General features: G+C 70.8%; 16 protein-coding genes and 1 pseudogene. 6 read left to right on the plus strand and 11 right to left on the minus strand.

Annotation, left to right across the window (positions count from 1 at the left end):
• Positions 1–17: 17 nt before the first annotated feature.
• The 8 genes and pseudogenes from BLU81_RS24075 to BLU81_RS24110 form a co-directional block, all read right to left on the minus strand.
• Positions 18–425 carry an NUDIX hydrolase gene (locus BLU81_RS24075; RefSeq protein WP_092546741.1) on the minus strand — a complete coding sequence of 136 codons (408 nt, stop codon included), beginning with the start codon at positions 423–425 and terminating at the stop codon, positions 18–20.
• 1 nt (position 426) lies between these two features.
• On the minus strand, positions 427–1206 hold the full coding sequence (locus BLU81_RS24080; RefSeq protein WP_092546742.1) for an HAD-IIA family hydrolase: 780 nt from the start codon (positions 1204–1206) through the stop codon (positions 427–429).
• A complete protein-coding gene (locus BLU81_RS24085; RefSeq protein WP_092546743.1) occupies positions 1203–2234 on the minus strand; it encodes a ferrochelatase in 1032 nt (343 codons plus the stop codon). The genes BLU81_RS24080 and BLU81_RS24085 overlap by 4 nt, the downstream gene beginning before the upstream one ends.
• A gap of 20 nt (positions 2235–2254) precedes the next feature.
• On the minus strand, positions 2255–3022 hold the full coding sequence (fabI, locus tag BLU81_RS24090; RefSeq protein WP_092546744.1) for an enoyl-ACP reductase FabI: 768 nt from the start codon (positions 3020–3022) through the stop codon (positions 2255–2257).
• 35 nt (positions 3023–3057) lie between these two features.
• Positions 3058–3762 carry a beta-ketoacyl-ACP reductase gene (locus tag BLU81_RS24095; RefSeq protein ID WP_092546745.1) on the minus strand — a complete coding sequence of 235 codons (705 nt, stop codon included), beginning with the start codon at positions 3760–3762 and terminating at the stop codon, positions 3058–3060.
• 470 nt (positions 3763–4232) lie between these two features.
• Positions 4233–5183: a 26S proteasome regulatory subunit RPN10 gene (locus BLU81_RS24100; RefSeq protein ID WP_092546746.1), complete on the minus strand. Its 951-nt coding sequence runs from the start codon at positions 5181–5183 to the stop codon at positions 4233–4235.
• Complete coding sequence (locus BLU81_RS24105; RefSeq protein WP_092546747.1) at positions 5180–6190, minus strand: DUF58 domain-containing protein; 1011 nt, start codon at positions 6188–6190, stop codon at positions 5180–5182. The genes BLU81_RS24100 and BLU81_RS24105 overlap by 4 nt, the downstream gene beginning before the upstream one ends.
• 632 nt (positions 6191–6822) lie before the next feature.
• Positions 6823–7917, minus strand: a pseudogene (locus BLU81_RS24110) (AAA family ATPase); the annotation flags it as partial.
• A gap of 365 nt (positions 7918–8282) precedes the next feature.
• Here BLU81_RS24110 and BLU81_RS24115 point away from each other — a divergent pair.
• The 4 genes from BLU81_RS24115 to BLU81_RS24130 are packed head-to-tail and all read left to right on the plus strand — an operon-like array spanning position 8283 to position 11006.
• Positions 8283–8501: a hypothetical protein gene (locus BLU81_RS24115; protein WP_092546748.1), complete on the plus strand. Its 219-nt coding sequence runs from the start codon at positions 8283–8285 to the stop codon at positions 8499–8501.
• Between the two features lie 16 nt (positions 8502–8517).
• Positions 8518–9033 (plus strand): PH domain-containing protein, encoded by a 516-nt coding sequence (locus BLU81_RS24120; protein ID WP_092546749.1) that lies wholly within the window; start codon positions 8518–8520, stop codon positions 9031–9033.
• Positions 9030–10604: a PH domain-containing protein gene (locus BLU81_RS24125; protein WP_092546750.1), complete on the plus strand. Its 1575-nt coding sequence runs from the start codon at positions 9030–9032 to the stop codon at positions 10602–10604. Before BLU81_RS24120 ends, BLU81_RS24125 begins: the two co-directional genes overlap by 4 nt.
• Before the next feature lie 9 nt (positions 10605–10613).
• On the plus strand, positions 10614–11006 hold the full coding sequence (locus BLU81_RS24130; RefSeq protein WP_092546751.1) for a thioesterase family protein: 393 nt from the start codon (positions 10614–10616) through the stop codon (positions 11004–11006).
• A gap of 95 nt (positions 11007–11101) precedes the next feature.
• Here BLU81_RS24130 and BLU81_RS24135 read toward each other — a convergent pair whose 3' ends face one another.
• On the minus strand, positions 11102–12037 hold the full coding sequence (locus BLU81_RS24135) for a carbohydrate kinase family protein (RefSeq protein WP_092557564.1): 936 nt from the start codon (positions 12035–12037) through the stop codon (positions 11102–11104).
• A gap of 109 nt (positions 12038–12146) precedes the next feature.
• Between BLU81_RS24135 and BLU81_RS24140 the strand changes: the two genes are divergently transcribed.
• Both BLU81_RS24140 and BLU81_RS24145 read left to right on the plus strand, forming a co-directional pair.
• Positions 12147–12743, plus strand: coding sequence for a superoxide dismutase family protein (locus tag BLU81_RS24140; RefSeq protein ID WP_092546752.1), 597 nt, complete (start codon positions 12147–12149; stop codon positions 12741–12743).
• Between the two features lie 92 nt (positions 12744–12835).
• Positions 12836–14308, plus strand: coding sequence for an aminopeptidase P family protein (locus tag BLU81_RS24145; protein ID WP_092546753.1), 1473 nt, complete (start codon positions 12836–12838; stop codon positions 14306–14308).
• 139 nt (positions 14309–14447) lie between these two features.
• Here the strand turns inward: BLU81_RS24145 and BLU81_RS24150 are convergent, their stop codons facing one another.
• Both BLU81_RS24150 and pulA read right to left on the minus strand, forming a co-directional pair.
• Positions 14448–14942 (minus strand): hypothetical protein, encoded by a 495-nt coding sequence (locus BLU81_RS24150; protein ID WP_231953486.1) that lies wholly within the window; start codon positions 14940–14942, stop codon positions 14448–14450.
• A 225-nt stretch (positions 14943–15167) separates the two neighbouring features.
• Positions 15168–18278, minus strand: a complete 3111-nt coding sequence (pulA, locus tag BLU81_RS24155; protein WP_231953487.1) for a pullulanase-type alpha-1,6-glucosidase — start codon at positions 18276–18278, stop codon at positions 15168–15170.
• Between the last annotated feature and the right edge of the window lie 39 nt (positions 18279–18317).

The following is an 18317-nucleotide window of genomic DNA, read 5'->3' on the forward strand; positions in this document are numbered from 1 at the left end:
CCGGGTCGGTGGCTGGCTCAGTCGATCAGGCTAGCTCCCACCAGCTCGTCCAGGAGCAGCTGAATGGCGGGGGCGCACCGGGGCCGATCGGCTGAGGTGAACCAGCCGATCTCGACGATCTCCGAGGCCGGAGCCGGAACACCGGCGAAGGTGCCGGTGAAGCAGACCAGGCGGACCCGGGTCCCGGGTGGACGGTTGTGGGCGGGCGCGTCGATCGTGCTGAAATGGCTCAGCCCGGCCGGGTCGACGTGCACCCCCACCTCCTCGACCGCCTCGCGGGCGGCGGCCTCGGCGTCGGACTCCCCCGGCTCGGGCTTGCCGCCGGGCAGGTAGAACGCGTCCGAGTCACCCGCCCGGACGGTGAGCACCCGCCGGTCCCGGACACAGACCCAGGCCGCCGCGACGACCACCACGGGTGCGGTCACCTCAGATCTCGTCGATCAGGTCGGCGACCGAGTTGATGATGCGGGACGGCCGGTACGGGTAGGTCTCGCTCTCCAGCCGGCTGCTGATGCCGGTCAGCACCAGGATCGTCTCCAGGCCCGCTTCCAGGCCGCAGAGCACGTCGGTGTCCATCCGGTCGCCGATCATCGCGGTGGTCTCGCTGTGCGCGCCGATCGCGTTGAGTGCCGAGCGCATCATCATCGGGTTCGGTTTGCCGACGAAGTAGGGCTTGACGCCGGTCGCCTTGGAGATCATCGCCGCGACCGAGCCGGCGGCCGGGAGCAGGCCCTCGTTGGACGGCCCGGTGGCGTCCGGGTTGGTGCAGATGAACCGCGCGCCGCCGCTGATCAGCCGGATCGCCTTGGTTATCGCCTCGAAGCTGTACGTGCGGGTCTCACCGAGCACCACGTAGTCGGGATCGAACTCGGTGAGGATGTAACCGGCGGCGTGCATGGCCGTGGTCAGGCCGGCCTCACCGATCACGTACGCCGTACCGCCGGGTCGCTGGTCGGCGAGGAACTGGGCGGTCGCCAGGGCGGCCGTCCAGATCGACTGCTCGTCCACGTCGAAACCCATCCGGTGCAGGCGGGCCTGCAGGTCACGCGGGGTGTAGATGGAGTTGTTGGTGAGGATCAGGAACGGTTTTCCCGACTCCTTCATCCGGTTCACGAACTCGGGGGCACCCGGCACGGGCTCACCCTCGTGGACGAGCACTCCGTCCATGTCGGTGAGCCAGCTCTCGATCCTCTTGCGCTCCTTCATCGGGGGGCTCCTCGTCGCGCAGGGGTGGGACAGCAGTCGGATTGACACACATCCCAGGTCGGCAGCGTACCGAGTGCGGCTCTGGATCGATCATCGGTGCGTTCCTGGACGAGCTGCCGGATCATCGAGACGAACTCCGGGTGCACGCCCGGGGACGCGGCGCGGGCGTAACCCAGGCCGAGCCGGTCGGCGGTCTCCTTGGCCTCGTTGTCCAGGTCCCAGGCCACCTCGAGGTGGTCGGAGACGAACCCGATCGGGCTGACCACCACGTCGGTGACGCCCTTCTCGGCGAGCGCTTCGAGATGGTCGTTGATGTCCGGTTCCAGCCACGGGATCTGCGGCGGACCGGAACGGCTCTGCCACACCAGGTCGTACCCGAGGTCCGACGCCGCGGCGGCGTGCACCAGCCGGGCCGTCTCCTCCAACTGGGCGTTGTAGCGGCCGCCGGTCGGGCCCGCGTTCTGCGCCATGCTCACCGGGATGGAGTGCGCGGTGAAGACGAGACGGGTCGTCTCGCGGCGAGCGGGATCCAGCTTCGTCAGCGCCTCCCGGACGGCTTCCACGTTCGGGTTCACGAAACCCGGGTGGTCGTGGAACTGCCGGATCTTGGCGATCTTCGGCGCGCCGGGGCCGACGTGCTCACGGGCCGCGGCGATGTCCTCCCAGTACTGCTTGCAGGAGGAGTAGCCGCCGTACGCGCTGGTGGCGAACCCGAGCGCGTGCTCGATCCCGTCGTCGCGCATCTGCGCGACCGTGTCGGCGAGCATCGGGTGCCAGTTGCGGTTGCCCCAGTAGGTGGGCAGCGTGATGTCGTGCGCCGCGAACTCGACTTCGATCGCGGCGAGCAGATCACGGCACTGCTGGTTGATCGGGGACACCCCGCCGAAGTGCATGTAGTGCTCGTACACCTCGGCGAGGCGCTCGTCCGGGACACCGCGCCCGCGCACCACGTTGCGCAGGAACGGCATCACGTCATCAGGCTTCTCTGGTCCCCCGAAGGAGAGCAGGACGAACGCGTCGTAAACCACCCGTCCATCCTGCCACCGCCTCAGGCAGCGCGAGAGTGGTAGCCCCCGTCAACGTGCACCATCTCACCGGTGGTGGCCGGGAACCAGTCGGACAGCAGGGCACAGACCGCGCGGGCGGTCGGCTCCGGGTCGTTCAGGTCCCAGCCCAGCGGTGCGTGCTGGGAGTAGGCGTCCTCGAAGTTGCTGAAGCCGGGGATCGACTTGGCCGCCATCGTGCGCAGCGGGCCGGCCGCGACGACGTTGCTGCGGATCCCGTGCTTGCCGAGGTACATGGCGAGGTAACGGGACGCCGACTCGAGCCCGGCCTTGGCGACACCCATCCAGTCGTACAGCGGGTAGGCCTTGGTCGCGTCGAAGGTCATGCCGACGATCGAGCCGCCCTGGTCCATCAGCGGCAGACAGGCCACCGCCAGGGACTTGTACGAGAACGTCGACACGTGCACGGCCTGGGCGACGTCCTCCCACGGCGTCTCCAGGAAGGTGCCGCCGAGGGCGCTCTGCGGGGCGAAGCCGATGGAGTGGACCACGCCGTCCAGTCCGTCGACGTGTTCGCGGACCTTGGCGGCGAGGCCGTCCAGATGTTCCTGGTTGGTGACGTCCAGCTCGATGACGGGCGCCGGCTGGGGCAGCCGCTTGGCGATGCGCTCCACCAGCGAGAGGCGGCCGAAGCCGGTGAGCACCACCGTGGCGCCGGCCTCCTGGGCCAGCTTCGCCACCGAGAAGGCGATCGAGGCGTCGGTGATGACGCCGGTGACGAGCAGCCGTTTACCGGCCAGCAGTCCAGACACTCTTTTACTTCTCTCCTGAAAAAGTCTCGGAAACTTCAGTGCCCCATACCGAGGCCCCCGTCGACGGGGAGCACGGCGCCCGAGATGTACGCCGCACTGTCGCTCGCCAGGAAGGTCACCGCGGCGGCGACCTCGTCGGTCGTGGCGAGACGACCGGCCGGGACAGCCTTGATGATCTCGGCCTTGCGCGCCTCCGGCAAGACGGCGGTCATCTCGGTCTCGATGAAACCGGGCGCCACCACGTTCGCGGTGATGTTGCGAGTGCCCAGCTCACGGGTGATGCTACGGGCCATGCCGACGAGACCGGCCTTGCTCGCCGCGTAGTTCACCTGGCCGGGCCCGCCGTACAGGCCGACCACCGACGAGATGAAGACGATGCGGCCCCACTTGGCGCGCAGCATCTTGGAACTGGCCCGTTTCGCGCAGCGGAACGCCCCGGTCAGGTTGGTGTCGATGACCCGCTCGAACTGCTCCTCGGTCATCCGCAGGAGCAGCGTGTCGTCGGTGATGCCGGCGTTGGCGATCAGCACCTCGACCGGGCCGAGTTCCTTCTCCACCGTGGTGAAAGCGGCGTCGACCGCTGCCGAGTCGGTGATGTCGCACTGCACACCGAACAGACCGTCCGGCACGGCCGATCTGCGGTGGGTGACGGCCACCCGGTCACCCTGCGCGGCGAACGCCTGGGCGATGGCAAGGCCGATGCCGCGGTTCCCTCCGGTCACCAGAACGGTGCGAGACACAACACACTCCCATCGACAGATTTCCATCACACAGGGTCACGAGATCCCTCTGAAAAGGGAGACTATCGGCCCGGCACGACACGGCCGAGGGACGGGGCCGCCGACTTACACCCCGTTCAGGGTCACACCGATTTTCTTAAGTGTCGGTTAAGGAGTACAGTGCCACACGGTTCAGACCCGACTAGTTCTGGAGGTGATCGCTGTGCGAGATAGCGATCCTCCTAGTCGTGGCCGGGACGCTCGTCAGCGTTTCTGACCGCTGACCAGATTTCTCTCTCCACCCGCACGTCACCGGCCCCTTCCGGCCGGTGTCGAGGCGTGCGGTGGTTCCGGCCGCGAAGTGACCCATGACCTGGTTCAGTCACTAGCGGAAGTCGGTTTTTCATGATGAAGAACTTCGTCGCGCCTCTCGGTTTCACTCTGCTCTCGGCCTGGGTCGTCGTGCTGTTCGTGCTCGCGCACAACACGCCCTAAGGCAACCGGGACGTCCACAACAGGCTCATCGCGGCACCTGCCAGCCCCAGCAGCAGGCCGACCGCGGCGTACCACTGAGTAACCTCCCGCGGCTCGGTCCGATGGCCGATCGAGCTGCCCATGTCCTCGTAGACCTGCTTCAGCTCGCTCACCGAGGCGGCCTCGTAGAAGTAGCCCTTGGTCTGCTCGGCCAGCTCCTGCAGCGACAGCCGGTCCACCGGCACCCGCTGCGACGAACCACGGATGTTGACCACACCGGCGTCGGTACCGAAGGCGATCGTCGACACCGGCACGTTCGCCTGGCCGGCCGCCGCCGCCGCGTCCTCGATCGACCGGCCCGACGTGCGGTAACCGTCGGAGAGCAGCACGATCCGGGCCGGCGGCGCACCGTCGGCCCCGTCGGACGGCACCGTCCGGATCGCGTCCAGCGAGGTGAACACCGCCTCCCCGGTCGCGGTCGCCTCGGCCAGTGTCAGCCCGTCGATCGCGGAGATCACCGCAGAGCGGTCCTTGGTCGGCGCCACCAGCACGTTCGCCGCCTTCGCAAACGAGACCAGACCCAGGTTGTACGTGGGGGGCAGCTCGCTGACGAACGACTTCGCCGCCTCCTGCGCCGCCTCGATCCGGCTCGGCTCCACGTCCTCAGCCTGCATCGACAGCGACACGTCGATGGCGAGCATCACGGTGGCCCGTTCCAAGGGCTCCTCGGTGTCGACCGACGGGCGGGCCGTCGCCGCCGACAGGGCACCCAGCATCAGCAGGAACGCGCCCGCCGACACGTGCCGCCGCCAGCCCAGGCCTTTCGGCGCGAGGGTGCGCAGCAGGTCGACGTTGGTGAACCGCATCGCGTACTGCCGTTTGCGGAACTGCCGCCAGACATAGAACCCGGCCATGGCCAGGACCGGCAGCAGAGTCAACAGCCACCAGGGGTCCAGGAATCGGATCATCGTGTGGTCCCTCGGGTACGGGCGTGGCGCTGAGCGGCCACGAAGCGGACCATGTCGAGCAGCCAGTCGGTGTCGGTGCGCAGCCGCAGATGGGCCGCGCCGGCCGCCCGCAGCGCACGGGCGATCGCCGCACGTTGCTGACCGGCGGCTTCCGCGTACGCCTGGCGCAGTTTCGGATCGGACGTCTGAACCTCGTGCAGGATCCCCGACTCGGGATCCGCCAGGGTCAGCACACCGACGTCGGGCAGTTCCAGCTCACGCGGGTCGACCACCTCGATGGCCAGCACGTCGTGCCGGACGCCCAGTTTCTTCACCGGCCGGGCCCAGCCCTCCACCGGCGACAGGAAGTCGGAGATCACCACGGCCACCCCGCGGCGCCGGGGCGGCCGGTTCAGCATGTCGATCAGCGCGCCCAGGTCGGTGCGGCCGGGCCGGATCGTGGTGCCGGCGATCGCCCGCAGCATGCCCTGCGCCTCCTTGCGGCCGGGCCGCGCGGGCAGGCGCAGGAACGGGGCGGTGAGCGGTGGCTCGGGAGGTGCCTCCGGCTTGCGGCGCCACCAGCTGCGGGGTTCCTTGGCGGGTACGCCGGAGCCGGTGCCCACCACGGCGCCGATCCGGTTGCCGCCGCGCACGGTCAGGTGCGCCATCGCGGTGGCGGCGGCGATCACCAGATCGCGTTTCAGCCACTGGGCGGTGCCGAAGTCGAGACTGGCGGACAGGTCCACGGCCAGCCACGTCTCCAGCTCGCGGTCGGCCACCGTGCGCCGCACGTGCGGGGTGGTGGTCCGGGCCGTGACCGGCCAGTCCATCCGCCGCACGTCGTCGCCGGGCCGGTACTCCCGGGACTCCCCGGCCTCACTGCCCGGACCGGGCAGCAGGCCCACATAGTCGCCCTGCAGCAGCCCGTCCAGCTTGCGGGTGACGAGCAGCTGGAGCCGGCTGATGACGGCCTCGGCCCGGGCCGCCTCCGCCGGGGCGACCGGCATCCGCGTGCCCGGCGTGGTCATGATCGACCGGGCCAGGTGTCGCCCGGCTGCGGCGGGTGACTATCCCCGCCCGCCTGCGGCCGGTGACCATCGCCGGCCGCCTGCGGCCCATGACCGTCGCCGGCCGGCTGCGACACGTGACCGTCACCAGCCGCCTGCGGCCCATGACCGTCACCGTCCCGCTGCGGCACGTGGCCGTCGGCGTCTCGCGGCTCGTGACCGTCGTGACCGTCGTGACCGGCAGCCGGGACTCCGCTGGACGGCCGCACCTCGGACGTGGCGGGCGGACCGGCGACGTACTGCGCGGGCTGGTGCTGGCCGGCACCGACCGGGGTCTGCGGGCCCGCGGCGACCGGCACCGCGGGCTGGCCGAACGGGCCGGTCTGGCCGTAGGGACCGGGTTGCCCATACGAACCGGGCTGGCCGGGCGCGCCCGGCTGACCGTGTGTGCCCGGTTGTCCATACGGACCGGGCTGACCGTAGGCCCCCGGGTGGCTCGGCTGCCCGAACTGGCCGGGCGCGAATTGACCGGGGCCGGGCTGACCGGAGGCGAATTGGCCCAGGCCGCCGGGCTGACCGGAGGGGAACTGGCCCGGGCCGCCGGGCTGGCCGGGCGCGAACTGGCCGGGGCCTGGCTGGGCGGCGGCGAACTGGCCGGGGCCGGGGTGGATCGGCTGGCCCGCCGGGACCGGCTGCGGGGCCGAGCCGTTCGAGGTGCTCTGCCGGGACGTCACCTGGGGCGGCGGCACGGTCTGCATGATCCGCGCCACGATGTGGTCGGCCGGGATGTCGTCGGCGAGGGCGTCGTAGCTGAGCACCAGGCGGTGCCGCAGGATGTCCGGCGCGATGTCCTGCACGTCCTGCGGGAGCGCGTAGTCCCGGCCGCGCAGCAGTGCCAGGGCGCGGGTGGCCCGGACGATGCCGAGCGAGGCGCGAGGGCTCGCGCCGTACTGAATGAGCTGGGCCACGTCGGGCATGCCGTGCTGGGCCGGGGCGCGGGTGGCCAGGACCAGGCGGACCGTGTAGTCGACCAGGGCGTTGTGCACGAACACCTGGTCCGCGCGGCGCTGGAGGCCGAGCAGGTCGTCCGGGGTGAAGACCTGCTTCGGCTCCGGGGCGCTCACCCCCATCCGGTAGACGATCTCCCGCTCCTCGGTGTCGGTCGGGTAACCCACCAGGATCTTCATCAGGAACCGGTCGCGCTGTGCCTCGGGCAGCGGGTAGACACCCTCCTGCTCGATCGGGTTCTGGGTGGCCATCACCAGGAACGGGTCGGGCACCTCGTGGGTCTTGCCGCCGATCGACACCTGGTGCTCGGCCATCACCTCGAGCAGGGCCGACTGCACCTTGGCCGGGGCCCGGTTGATCTCGTCGGCGAGCAGGAAGTTGACGAACACCGGGCCCAGCTCGACGTCGAACTTCTCACTCGACTGCCGGTAGATCCGGGTGCCGACGATGTCGGCGGGCACCAGGTCGGGGGTGAACTGGACCCGGGAGAACGAACCGCCGACCACCTTGGCCAGAGTCTCCACCGCGAGGGTCTTGGCCACGCCGGGCACACCCTCCAGCAGGCAGTGACCGCGGGCCAGCAGGGCCACGAACATCCGCTCGATCATCCGGTCCTGGCCCACGATGACCCGTTTCACCTCGAACATGGCGCGCTCGAGCTGCGACGCGTCCTGCGCGGGTGGCACCGGTGCACCGGTGCCGGCGCTGGTATCGGTCTCGGGCGTGCTCGGCTGCGCCACCGGTCCTCCACAACGGGTCTGAATGCGCCGGCTCTCGGAAAGCCGACGCTCAAGACTTACACGACACACAACAACACTCGGCTGAGAGGTTCCTAAGAACCGAATCCCGGTCCGCTGCACGGCAGCATAGGGATCATCGTCGTCATCCGGTCGCCATCATCGCCGGATTCGGACGTCTTCGCAGCCCGGGACACCATCGGCCGAGTGTGTTGATCTTTCTACGCGATCCGCCGGATCGGGCGGGTAACCGGGTGCATACGCAGGTGTGTGAAGCGTGTAGCATTTGCCTCGTCGCCGGGCGGCTTCCCCCGTGGCCGCCCGGCGCTCAAGCTCCCATTCCGTAAGGTTGCGGCGTGGTTGAGGAAATGGCCGTGGATCTCGCTCCCCAATGTTCCGCCAAGGGCTGTCGTGCCGCGGCCGTCTGGCGCCTGCACTGGAACAATCCGAAGATTCACACCCCGGATCGCCGGAAGACCTGGCTCGCCTGCGACCAGCACCGTCCCACCCTCGGTTCCTTTCTCGACGCCCGGCGTTTCCTGCGTGAGGTCGTCCCGTTCGCCTCGCCGGACGATGCCACGAACTAAGGCCTAGGCTTCAGGGGTGAGCGAGCCGTCCGTGCCAACCGTCGTCGATGCCCTCGAACCCTGGCCCGGGACGGTCGACTGGCGGCCGGTCTCCGGCCGGCTGATCGCCGTCCACCTCATCGGGATCGCCACCTGGACCGTGATCCTGCTCGCCGGAGCCGTCACCGGGGTGGCCCTCGGCGGGCAGGTGATCTGGTTCTGGGCGATGGGCGGCGTGCTGCTGCTCGCGGTCTGGCGGTCGGTCATCGCGGCCCGCGCGGTGCGCGCCTGGGGCTACGCCGAAAGAGACAAGGACTTGCTGGTACGGCACGGTCTCCTGGTCCGGCACCTGTCCATCGTGCCGTACGCCCGGATGCAGTACGTCGACGTCACCGCCGGTCCGCTGGAGCGCGCGTTCGGGCTGGCCACCGTCCAGTTGCACACCGCCGCCGCGGCCAGTAACGCCCGGGTGCCGGGGCTGGCGCCCCAGGAGGCGTCCCGGCTGCGCGACCGGCTGACCGCCCTCGGCGAGGACCGGGCCGAAGGCCTGTGAGCGAGCCGGAGACCCCCGAGCCGGGCGAGGCCGCCCCCGAGGAGCCACGCCGGCGGTTGCATCCCCTCAGCCCGCTGCTGAAGGGCGCCAAGAGCATCGTGGTGATCGTCGCGGCGCTCTCCTGGCAGACGCTCGGCGAGGTGGGGTTCACCGACTTCGCCCTGATCGTGCTCGCGCTGGCGGTCGCCGTCGTGGTGTTCTCCGCGGTCGGCTGGTGGAACACCGGGTACCTCGTCGTCGGGCGGGAGCTGAGGATCGCCGAGGGCCTGCTGTGGCGGCGCAACCGGGCCATCCCGCTCGACCGGCTCCAGACCGTCGAACTGCGCCGGCCGCTGCTCGCCCAGCTCACCGGACTGGCCGAACTGCGCCTCGAAGTCGTCGGCGGCGGCAAGACCGAGGCGCCACTGGCCTATCTGACCGTGCAGAACGCGTCGGCGCTGCGGGAGCGACTGCTGGCCCTGTCCGGGCGTACCCCAGCGGGCTCTCTCGCCTCCGGCGCACCGCAGACGCCTGGCGCACCGCAGACCCCGGGCTCGCCCGCGCCGGAACCACCGCCGTTCTACCAGGTCCGCAACCAGGACCTGCTGATCAGTCAACTTCTGACCCCGCAGGCGTTCATGCTGCCGCTCGGCGTCGCCTGGGTGATCACCCAGTTCGCGATGGAGGGGTCGTGGACGTTCATCGGCATCGGCGGCACGGTGACCGCGATGGCCGGTGTCCTCCTCCAGCCGGTCCGGCGGGTGCTGAGCGACTGGAACTTCCGGCTGGTCCGTGGCGAGCGATTGCTCCTGCAGTACGGCCTCACCGAGACCCGCAGCCAGGTGGTGCCACCGCACCGGGTGCAGGCCGTGCGGATCACCTGGCCGTTCCTGTGGCGGGCCAAACGCTGGCTGCAACTGAGCATCGACGTGGCCGGTCTGTCCGGCCCCGAACGGGGTGACGACAACAGCTCCGACCGGCTGATGCCGGTCGGGGACCCGGACACCGCGCGTGCCCTCGTCGGTGCCGCCCTGCCCGGCGTCGACCTGATCACGCTGGCCACCTCGCCCCCGCCAGCCCGGGCCTGGTGGCTGCACCCGTTCGGCCTGCGGTTCTACGGTGCCGGGCTGGCCGGCGACGTCTTCGTCAGCCGGTCCGGGCGGGTGACCAGGGAGATGACCCTGGTGCCGTACGCCCGGATCCAGAGCGTCCGGGTCGTCCAGGGCCCGCTGCAGCGGCGCCTGGGCTTGGCCACCGTCTACGCCGACACCGCTGGTGGCCGGCCCGGTGAGGCCAGCGACCGGGACCTGGCCGAGGCCTACGCCATCGCCGATCAGTTGTCGGTCCGCGCCCGCGAGGCTCGCGACGCCCTCCGCACCCAGGCCGCCGCTCTGCCGCCCCTGCCACTGTCTCCGGCCGCCGCTCAGCCGCCCTCGCCCCTGTCTCCGGGCGCCGCCTACCCGCTCTCGGCCCAACCCGGTGTGGGGCAGCACGGCCACTTCCCGGCCGGGACCGTTTCACCCGGGTATGTGACGCCGATCCCGGACGAGCCGGTGGACGAGACGTTCTGGCAGCGGCCCGAACGGACATAGGATCTGCCGATGGAGATTCCGGAGTTCGCGCCCGGCCTCGGTGCCCGGGTCGAGTTGACGGTCACCGACGCCGACACCGCGCAGTCCCTGGGCTCCGGCGACGTGCCGGTGCTCGCCACGCCCCGGGTCCTCGCCCTGGCCGAGGCCGCGACGGTCGCCGCGACCGCCCGGAAGATCCCCGGCGGTGTCACCACCGTCGGCACCCGCGCCGAGATCGACCACCGCGCCCCGGCTCCGGTCGGCCGCCGGGTCGTCGCGCAGGCCACCCTGACCAAGACCGACGGCCGCACACTCCACTTCGACGTGACCGTTCACGACGACACCACCCTGGTCGCCGAGGTCCGCGTCGAGCGCGTGATCGTCGACCGCCAGCGCTTCATCGCGAAAGCCCTCGGCGACTGAAGCCCAGCTCCACGCACGGCCGCCGCGGTCCAGCCCGCGGAGTTGAGCAGGTCAGCGCGGGCCGGTCCAGCGCGCGGGCTGGGCGCAGGGCTTGATCAGAGGGAACCCCAGCGGGCCTTCAGGTCGGCGGGAGTGGGCATCGCGGTGGCGCCGCCCGGACGTTCGCAGACCAGGCCGGCGACCGAGAGTGCGAACCGCACGTTCGCCGCCCAGCCGTCGAGGCCGACCGGGCGCCCGCCGGCGAGAAGGCTGCTGATCAGGGCCGCCATGACCGAGTCGCCGGCGCCGGTGGCGTCGATGGCCGCGACGACCGGGGCAGGCACCGAGACGTCTCCGGCGGCGGTCGCGACGTGGGCGCCGAGGGAGCCCCGGGTGACGACGACGGCCGCGGCACCGAGCCCGAGGATGTGGGCGGCAGCGGCGGCCGGGTCGTCGTCGCCGTAGAGCACGACGGCGTCGGCGGCACTGAGTTTGACCAGGTCGGCGGTGGCGAAGAAGGATTCCACCAGGGTCCGCAGTGCGTCGATCGCGGCGGTGTCCGGCAGCAGGGTGGGCCGGACGTTGGGGTCGAAGACACGCAGCGGCCCGTCGACGGCCCAGGCGGCCCGGGCGGCGGTCACGAACGGTTCGCGGAGCAGGCAGATCGACCCGGTGTAGAGCACCGAGGCGCCGGCCACCGCGCCGAGGTCGAGGTCGGCGGGGGTGAGCAGCGCGTACGACGGTGGCTCGCCGTAGAACGTGAACGTCGGTTCGGCGCCTTCGAACGTGGTGACGGCGAGGGTGGTCGGGACCGGCACCCGCCGTACCCCCGTCTGGTCGACACCCGCGTCCCGGAGGAAGGCCGCCATCCGCTCGCCCAGCACGTCCCGGCTCAGGGTCCCCGCGTAGCGGGCGTCGCCGCCGAGGCGCGCCACGCCGACGGCGACGTTGAGCGGTGCCCCGCCGATCGCCTGCCGGTAGACCTGCCCGCCGTCGAGGTCCGCTTCGAGCAGGTCGATCAGCGCCTCACCCATCACCATCGCGTAGCTCACCGCATCACCCTCCCACTCACGGGCGGCCGGACCCAAGTGGTCCGGGCACGCAGGGGTCGACCGGACCCGATCACCGTGACCAAATGAGGTCATTTGAGATGATTACCGAATGAGATCGAGACTGCTGGCCCTTGCCGCACCCCTGCTCCTCACCGCCGCCGCGCCCGCCCCCGAGCCGGTGCCCGGCCCGGATTCCGAGGGCACCTTCCAGTCCTGGCGGGCCGGTGCCACCGCGGTCACCTACGACCCGGCGATGGTCCCGGCCGGCGCGCGGGCCCGGGTCGCTGTCGATCACACCACCACCGGGGTACGGGTGACGCTGCTCGTGACCGGTCTGCGGCCGGGTCATGCCTACGGCGCCCACCTGCACACCGGCCGATGCGGCAGTGCTCCCGCCGACGCCGGCCCGCACTACCAGCACCGGCGGGACCCGGCCGCGGCACCGGGCCGGCCGTCGGTGGATCCGGCGTTCGCCAATGCCCGCAATGAGATCTGGCTCGACCTCATCACCGATGTGAACGGGGTCGGCCGGGCGGTCACCGCCCAGGACTGGGCCTTCGACGCGTCGCGGCCGCCGTGGTCGCTGGTGCTGCACGCCGAGCACACGCACACCGTGCCCGGTCAGGCCGGCACCGCGGGCGCTCGGCTGGCCTGCCTGACCAGGGACTCCGAAACCGGCTACCAGGGCGGACCGGGCCGGGGGTGATGTGGATCAAGGACGAGCCGCGCGCCCGGCCTTGCGGTGGGCAACTGGTCAGACGGTAACGTCGGGGGCACCGAGAACGGAGGCACCCCACGATGGCCGACAACAGCGGCAGCAACCAGCCCGCGCCGAAGACGGAGTCGCACGACCCCGACTTCCCGGAGGCTTTCCTGAGCTTCATGCGGCAGGGCTGGCGGGAGGATCCGCTGGCGGTGACACCGTTGCCGGAGGTGCCCAACTTCGCGAAGCGGCGGGCCGCGCTCTCCGAGGCCTTCCCCGGTGAGACGCTGATCATCCCGAGCGGCAACGAGAAGGTGCGTGCCAACGACACCGACTACGCGTTCCGTCCCGGCAGCGACTTCTTCTACCTGACCGGCGACCACGACCCGGACAGTGTGCTGATCCTGCACCCGACCGGTTCCGGTCACGACGCGGTGCTCTACACCCGGCAGCGCAACTCGAAGGACACCGATCGCTTCTTCCGCGACCGCAACGGCGAGCTGTGGATCGGGCGCACCCACACCCTTGCCGAGAAGTCCGCGGAACTGGGCCTGACCACGTCGTCGCTGGGTGCGCTGGGTTCGGCGCTGGCCGGCACCGCGCCCGGCCGAGCGCGGGTGCTGCGCGGGCACGACGCGGCGGTGGACCGGGCGATCCTGGCGTACGAGCCGGACCGTTCGCGACCGCGCGACCGCGAGCTGGCCCGGGTGATCTCCGAGCTGAAGCTGGTCAAGGACGAGTGGGAGATCGCCCAGCTCCAGGCCGCGATCGACGCCACGGTCCGCGGTTTCGAAGACGTCGCCCGGGTTCTGCCGGCCGACCGCAGTGTCAAGGAGCGCCTGCTGGAGGGCGTCTTCGGGCTGCGTGCCCGGCACGACGGCAACGACGTCGGCTACACCTCGATCGTCGGCGCCGGCGCGCACGCGACGATCCTGCACTGGGTGCGCAACACCGGGATGACCACGCCCGGCGACCTGCTGCTGATGGACATGGGCGTGGAGGGGCACAACCTCTATACCGCCGACGTGACCCGCACGGTCCCGGTCAACGGCACGTTCACCCCGTTGCAGCGGCAGGTCTACGACATCGTGCACGCCTCGCAGCAGGCCGGCATGGACGCGATCAAGCCCGGTGTGGTCTTCAAGGACGTGCACAAGGTCTGCATGCGGGTGCTCGCCGAGGGCCTGCACGACCTGGGCCTGCTGCCGGTGAGCGTGGACCAGGCGATGAACGACGACAGCACGGTCTACCGGCGGTGGACGCTGCACGGCTTCGGGCACATGCTCGGCATCGACGTGCACGACTGCTCGGCCGCGCGCAGCGAGGCATACCGCGAAGGCCCCCTCCAGGAGGGTCACGTGCTGACCGTCGAGCCGGGCCTCTACTTCCAGACCGAGGACGAGCTGGTCCCCGAGGAGTTGCGCGGCGTCGGCGTCCGGATCGAGGACGACGTGCTGGTCACCGCGGACGGCTGCCGCAACCTGTCGTCCGGGCTGCCCCGCTCGTCCGGCGAGGTCGAGCAGTGGCTGGCGTCCCAGCGCGAGGCCGGCCCCCGCCTGCCCGGCTGACCCGGCCCGTGCCCGGCAACCGAACGACGAGCCCAGGCCCGCTCGGGTCTGGGCTCGTTCTGTGTGGAGAGTTGGGGTGCGAATCGCACCCCAACTCTCCACACAAGGCGCTCACGCGCCCGGAAGCATCGGGGTGGGGCTACGCCTTGTAGTCGGCGACGGTCCAGCACTCGGCGCCTGCGGGCGTGTCGGTGACGTTGATGGAGACCTTCACCGGATGACCGTCGGCCTGGTCGAACTCGGTGGTCACCTCGGCGCCGTCCTCCTGCGCGGTGGTCGCCATCTCGAGCAACTGGCCCAGGGCGGGCACGTCGATCTCCTCGCCCTCGTCCCCGGTGACCGGGCCGAGGTCGACCTCGGCGGAGGGCGCTGCGGAAGCAGCCGGACCACCGGAGCGGGTCGCACCGGTGACCACCCCGTCCTTGACGGTGGCCTGATAACGGCCCACCGGGGCAGCCTCGTCACAGCCCCGGACCAGGGTGAACGTGTAGGCGGCGGGCTCGGTCCAAGCGGGCGGTGCGGCCGCGCTCTCCTCCCGCCCGGACGCGGCAGGCGCCGGATCAGCGGGGTCGGATGTGCACCCTCCGGCCAGACCGACCAGGACCAACGCGCAGAGAGCACGCTCGAACCGCACCACTACCTCCACTCAGGTGAGCGCCGCCATCCGGCGCCCCGCGGCGCAATCTAGCGCAACCGCGCCCGCCGCCTCAGATCGCGCCTCATTCCCCGAACGCGCCTCTTCCAAGCCTGGTAGACGTTCCGCGACCAGAGTCGCGTGGTTACTTAGGGTGCGATTCGCACCCTAAGTAACCACACCGAAAGGCACTCTTGCCTTGACCGCGAAGCAGTCCGCACTCGGTCAGGGGGCGGCGCTCACGAAGACCGCGACCGAGCGGGCCGGGATCTCGGCCGGGGTGACACCACGCAGCACCGGGTCGACCGAACCGGTCAGCTCGGGGTGCAGGCGCAGGCCGCCGGCGTCCGGGATGTCCGGGCGGGCCGGTGTGCCGGTCGCGTTGAACACCACCACGGTCCGGCCCCAGCGGGCGTCGAGCCCGGTCCCGTCCAGGTCCATCACGATCACCCCGGGTTGTTCGCCGGGACCACTACGCGGGAACGACAGGCGCCGTTGCACCTCTTCGGCGGTGGGCAGCCCGAAGACCGGCGAGGACCGGCGGATCCGGAGCAGTTCCCGGTAGCGTTCGGCGGCCAGGCCGATCACGTCCGGCGCCGGGACCAGGTCGGGGTCGCCAAGCAGCGGCCGGGCCCAGTCCCACTGGTCCCGGTTGTCGGCTTCGGGGGGCAGGCCGAGGCCGAAGCCGTTGCCTTGGGCCGGGTCCCAGCGGACGCCGTTGAACCAGTCGCCGGAGTTGTACGAGTTGCGGTCCAGCGATTTGGAGCGCAGCCGTTCGGTCCCGAACGCGACGAATCCGGCACCCTGGCTGAGCACGACCATCGCGAGGGCGAGGACCTGCATCCGGGCCCGGTCGACCTGGGAGATCCCGCAGGGCAGTTTGAACGCCATCGCGTCGTACAGGATCTCGTTGTCGTGGGCGTCCACGTAGTTGACGGCTTCACCGGGGTCGTGCGCATATCCGGCCCCGATCTCGGCGCCGATGTGTTCGTGCCCGTCGTGGCCGGTGAACCGGTAGGTGGCCAGTGCCCCGGAGAGCCCGACCTTGATCTGGTCGTGCAGCCACAGCGGCACGTCGGAGCCGAGCCCGGTCGCGAAGCCGCGCACACCGGGGTCGCCGTGGGCGCTGCCGCCGCGGATGGCGTCCCGGAGCCGGTCGTTGAAGGTGCCGACGCCGGTGCCGGCCATGTTGACCTGGGTGGCCTGGACGAAGCGGGCGTCGTACGCCACCTCGCCGAAGTTCCACCCCTCACCGTAGAGCGCGATGTCCGGGTCGATCCGGTGCAGCGCCTCGCGTACCGCAAGGATGTTGCTCTTGGGGTGGTGGCCCATCAGGTCGAAGCGGAAACCGTCGATCCGGTACTCGCGGGCCCAGGTGACCAGCGAGTCGACGACGAGCCGGGCCATCATGGTGTGCTCGGTGGCGGTGTTGGGGCAGCAGGTGGATTCGGCGGTGCTGCCGTCGGCGATCAGCCGGTGGTAGTAGCCGGGCACGATCCGGTCCAGGACACTGAACCGGTCGAGGCCGTCGCCCATCGTGTGGTTGTAGACCACGTCGAGCACGACCCGCAGGCCGGTCTGGTTGAGGGCGGTCACCGCGGCCCGCATCTGCCGGATCCGGTCGGGGCCGTCCGGGTCGGTGGCGAAGCTCCCCTCCGGGGTCGTCCAGTGCCAGGGGTCGTAACCCCAGTTGAAGCCGTCCTGGTCGGCCACTTCCATCACGGCCCGCTGCTGCTCGGCCGAGTCGGGCGGGAACGACGTCAGGTCGCACATCGGTGCGGCCTGATCGGCCCACCGGTCCGGGACGGTGGCGAAGTCGTTGACCGGTAGCAGGTGCACGTGGGTGAGCCCGGCGTCGGCAAGCGACCGCAGGTGCCGCATGCCGTTCGACTCGTCGCGGGTGAAGGCCAGGAAACCACCGCGCTCGGGCGACGGCACGGTGGTGTCGAAGACCGAGAAGTCGCGCACCGACAGCTCGGTGATCTGCATCCGGGCCGGGGCGACCGCCGGTGGTTTGACAAGATCGGCCCAACCGGGCGGAGCGAGCGCGGGGTCGTCGAAATCGATGATCTGACTGTGGGTGGAGTCGACGGCGAGTGACACCGAGTACGGGTCGGTCACGCTCGTCGTCGCCACCCGCTGGACGGCCGGCTGCCACACCCGGACCCGGAATCGGTACCACCGGTGGAGCCATTTGCGCTTGCCGGTGACGCTCCAGACGCCGGTGGTGTCGTCCCTGGTCATCGGATGGATCCGGGGCTCGTCGCCGGTCTGGCGGAACAGTTCCAGCTCGACGACCTGGGCGGTGGGTGCCCAGACCGACAGACGGGGGCGGCCCTCGTCGTCGAGGACCGGGCCGAGCTCGGCGGTGGCGGCGTCCGGGTAGAGATCGTCGAGGACTCCGGCGATCTGCACCGCGGTGACGGCGGACCCGTCCGGTCCCTCGACGAGCAGCCGGTCACGCAGCAGCTCACGCAGCTCGTCGTCGGGCAGTTCGGGAACCGCGTACGCCCGGTAGGCCCTTAAATGTGGGAAGAGGCGACTCTGTGCCTGGAAAAGGCCGCCCGGCCGTGGGACCAGGCTCAACCCGTTCAAGGTGAACGCCGTGGCACGCGCTGCGAACCACTCGGGCAGCGCGACGGTGGTCCGGTCGAGGAAGACGGCGTGGGCGCGGGCCGGGTCCAGCTCGGGGCCGAGGGTGTCGCCGAGATCGGGGCGGACCGGTGCCGTCTGTCCGGCGGTCAGCCACACCTCGCGGGTGGTGGTCAGGTCGAGCCGCTGGTCGTCGGGCAGATCCTTGTGCTCGCCGCGGTGCAGGACGTAGCGCAGGCCGACCGCGTCGGGCCGGACCCGGACCCGGAAGACGGCGCCGAACGCGTCGAAACGGGTGGGCATCCGGGGCGAACCCCAGCGAGGTTTCTCGGCGACCGGGACGCCTTCCCAACAGTGCAGCCCCCACCCCGCGTAGTCACCGCCGGGGCGGCGGTAGTGGATCACCACGTCGTCGTGCTCCGGCTCGGGCGGCACCGGCGGCTCGGTCCGGACCTCGGTCTCGCCGGCCGTCACCCAGATCTCGCTGGCGTCGTCGAGCGTGATCCAGCGATCGTCGTCGACATCCTTGCCGCCGTGCCGGTTCAGGATCAGGAAGCCGGCTTTCCGGGCGCCCTCGGCCAGGCGCACCCAGGCGAACCGGCCCCACGCGTCCTCCCCGGCGAACGGGACACCGTCGGGATAGGCCAGGTCAGCGCCCGGGGCGAGGTCACCCCAGGCGTGCAGGACCCAGTTGGAGTAGTCGTCGTCGGCCCGCTGGTAATGCACGACCAGCCATGTTTTCACCGCAACATCATCGCAGCGGGATATGACATTTTCCTGGGC

The organism is Actinoplanes derwentensis (genome assembly GCF_900104725.1).
GTDB lineage: Bacteria > Actinomycetota > Actinomycetes > Mycobacteriales > Micromonosporaceae > Actinoplanes > Actinoplanes derwentensis.

Bases quoted from the DNA above. Each gene is read 5' to 3' on its own strand.
- BLU81_RS24080 (WP_092546742.1), bottom strand. From the start codon at position 1,206: ATGAAGGAGCGCAAGAGGATCGAGAGCTGGCTCACCGACATGGACGGA.
- BLU81_RS24100 (WP_092546746.1), bottom strand. From the start codon at position 5,183: ATGATCCGATTCCTGGACCCCTGGTGGCTGTTGACTCTGCTGCCGGTC.
- BLU81_RS24105 (WP_092546747.1), bottom strand. From the start codon at position 6,190: ATGACCACGCCGGGCACGCGGATGCCGGTCGCCCCGGCGGAGGCGGCC.
- BLU81_RS24115 (WP_092546748.1), top strand. From the start codon at position 8,283: ATGGCCGTGGATCTCGCTCCCCAATGTTCCGCCAAGGGCTGTCGTGCC.
- BLU81_RS24130 (WP_092546751.1), top strand. From the start codon at position 10,614: ATGGAGATTCCGGAGTTCGCGCCCGGCCTCGGTGCCCGGGTCGAGTTG.
- BLU81_RS24140 (WP_092546752.1), top strand. From the start codon at position 12,147: ATGAGATCGAGACTGCTGGCCCTTGCCGCACCCCTGCTCCTCACCGCC.
- BLU81_RS24145 (WP_092546753.1), top strand. From the start codon at position 12,836: ATGGCCGACAACAGCGGCAGCAACCAGCCCGCGCCGAAGACGGAGTCG.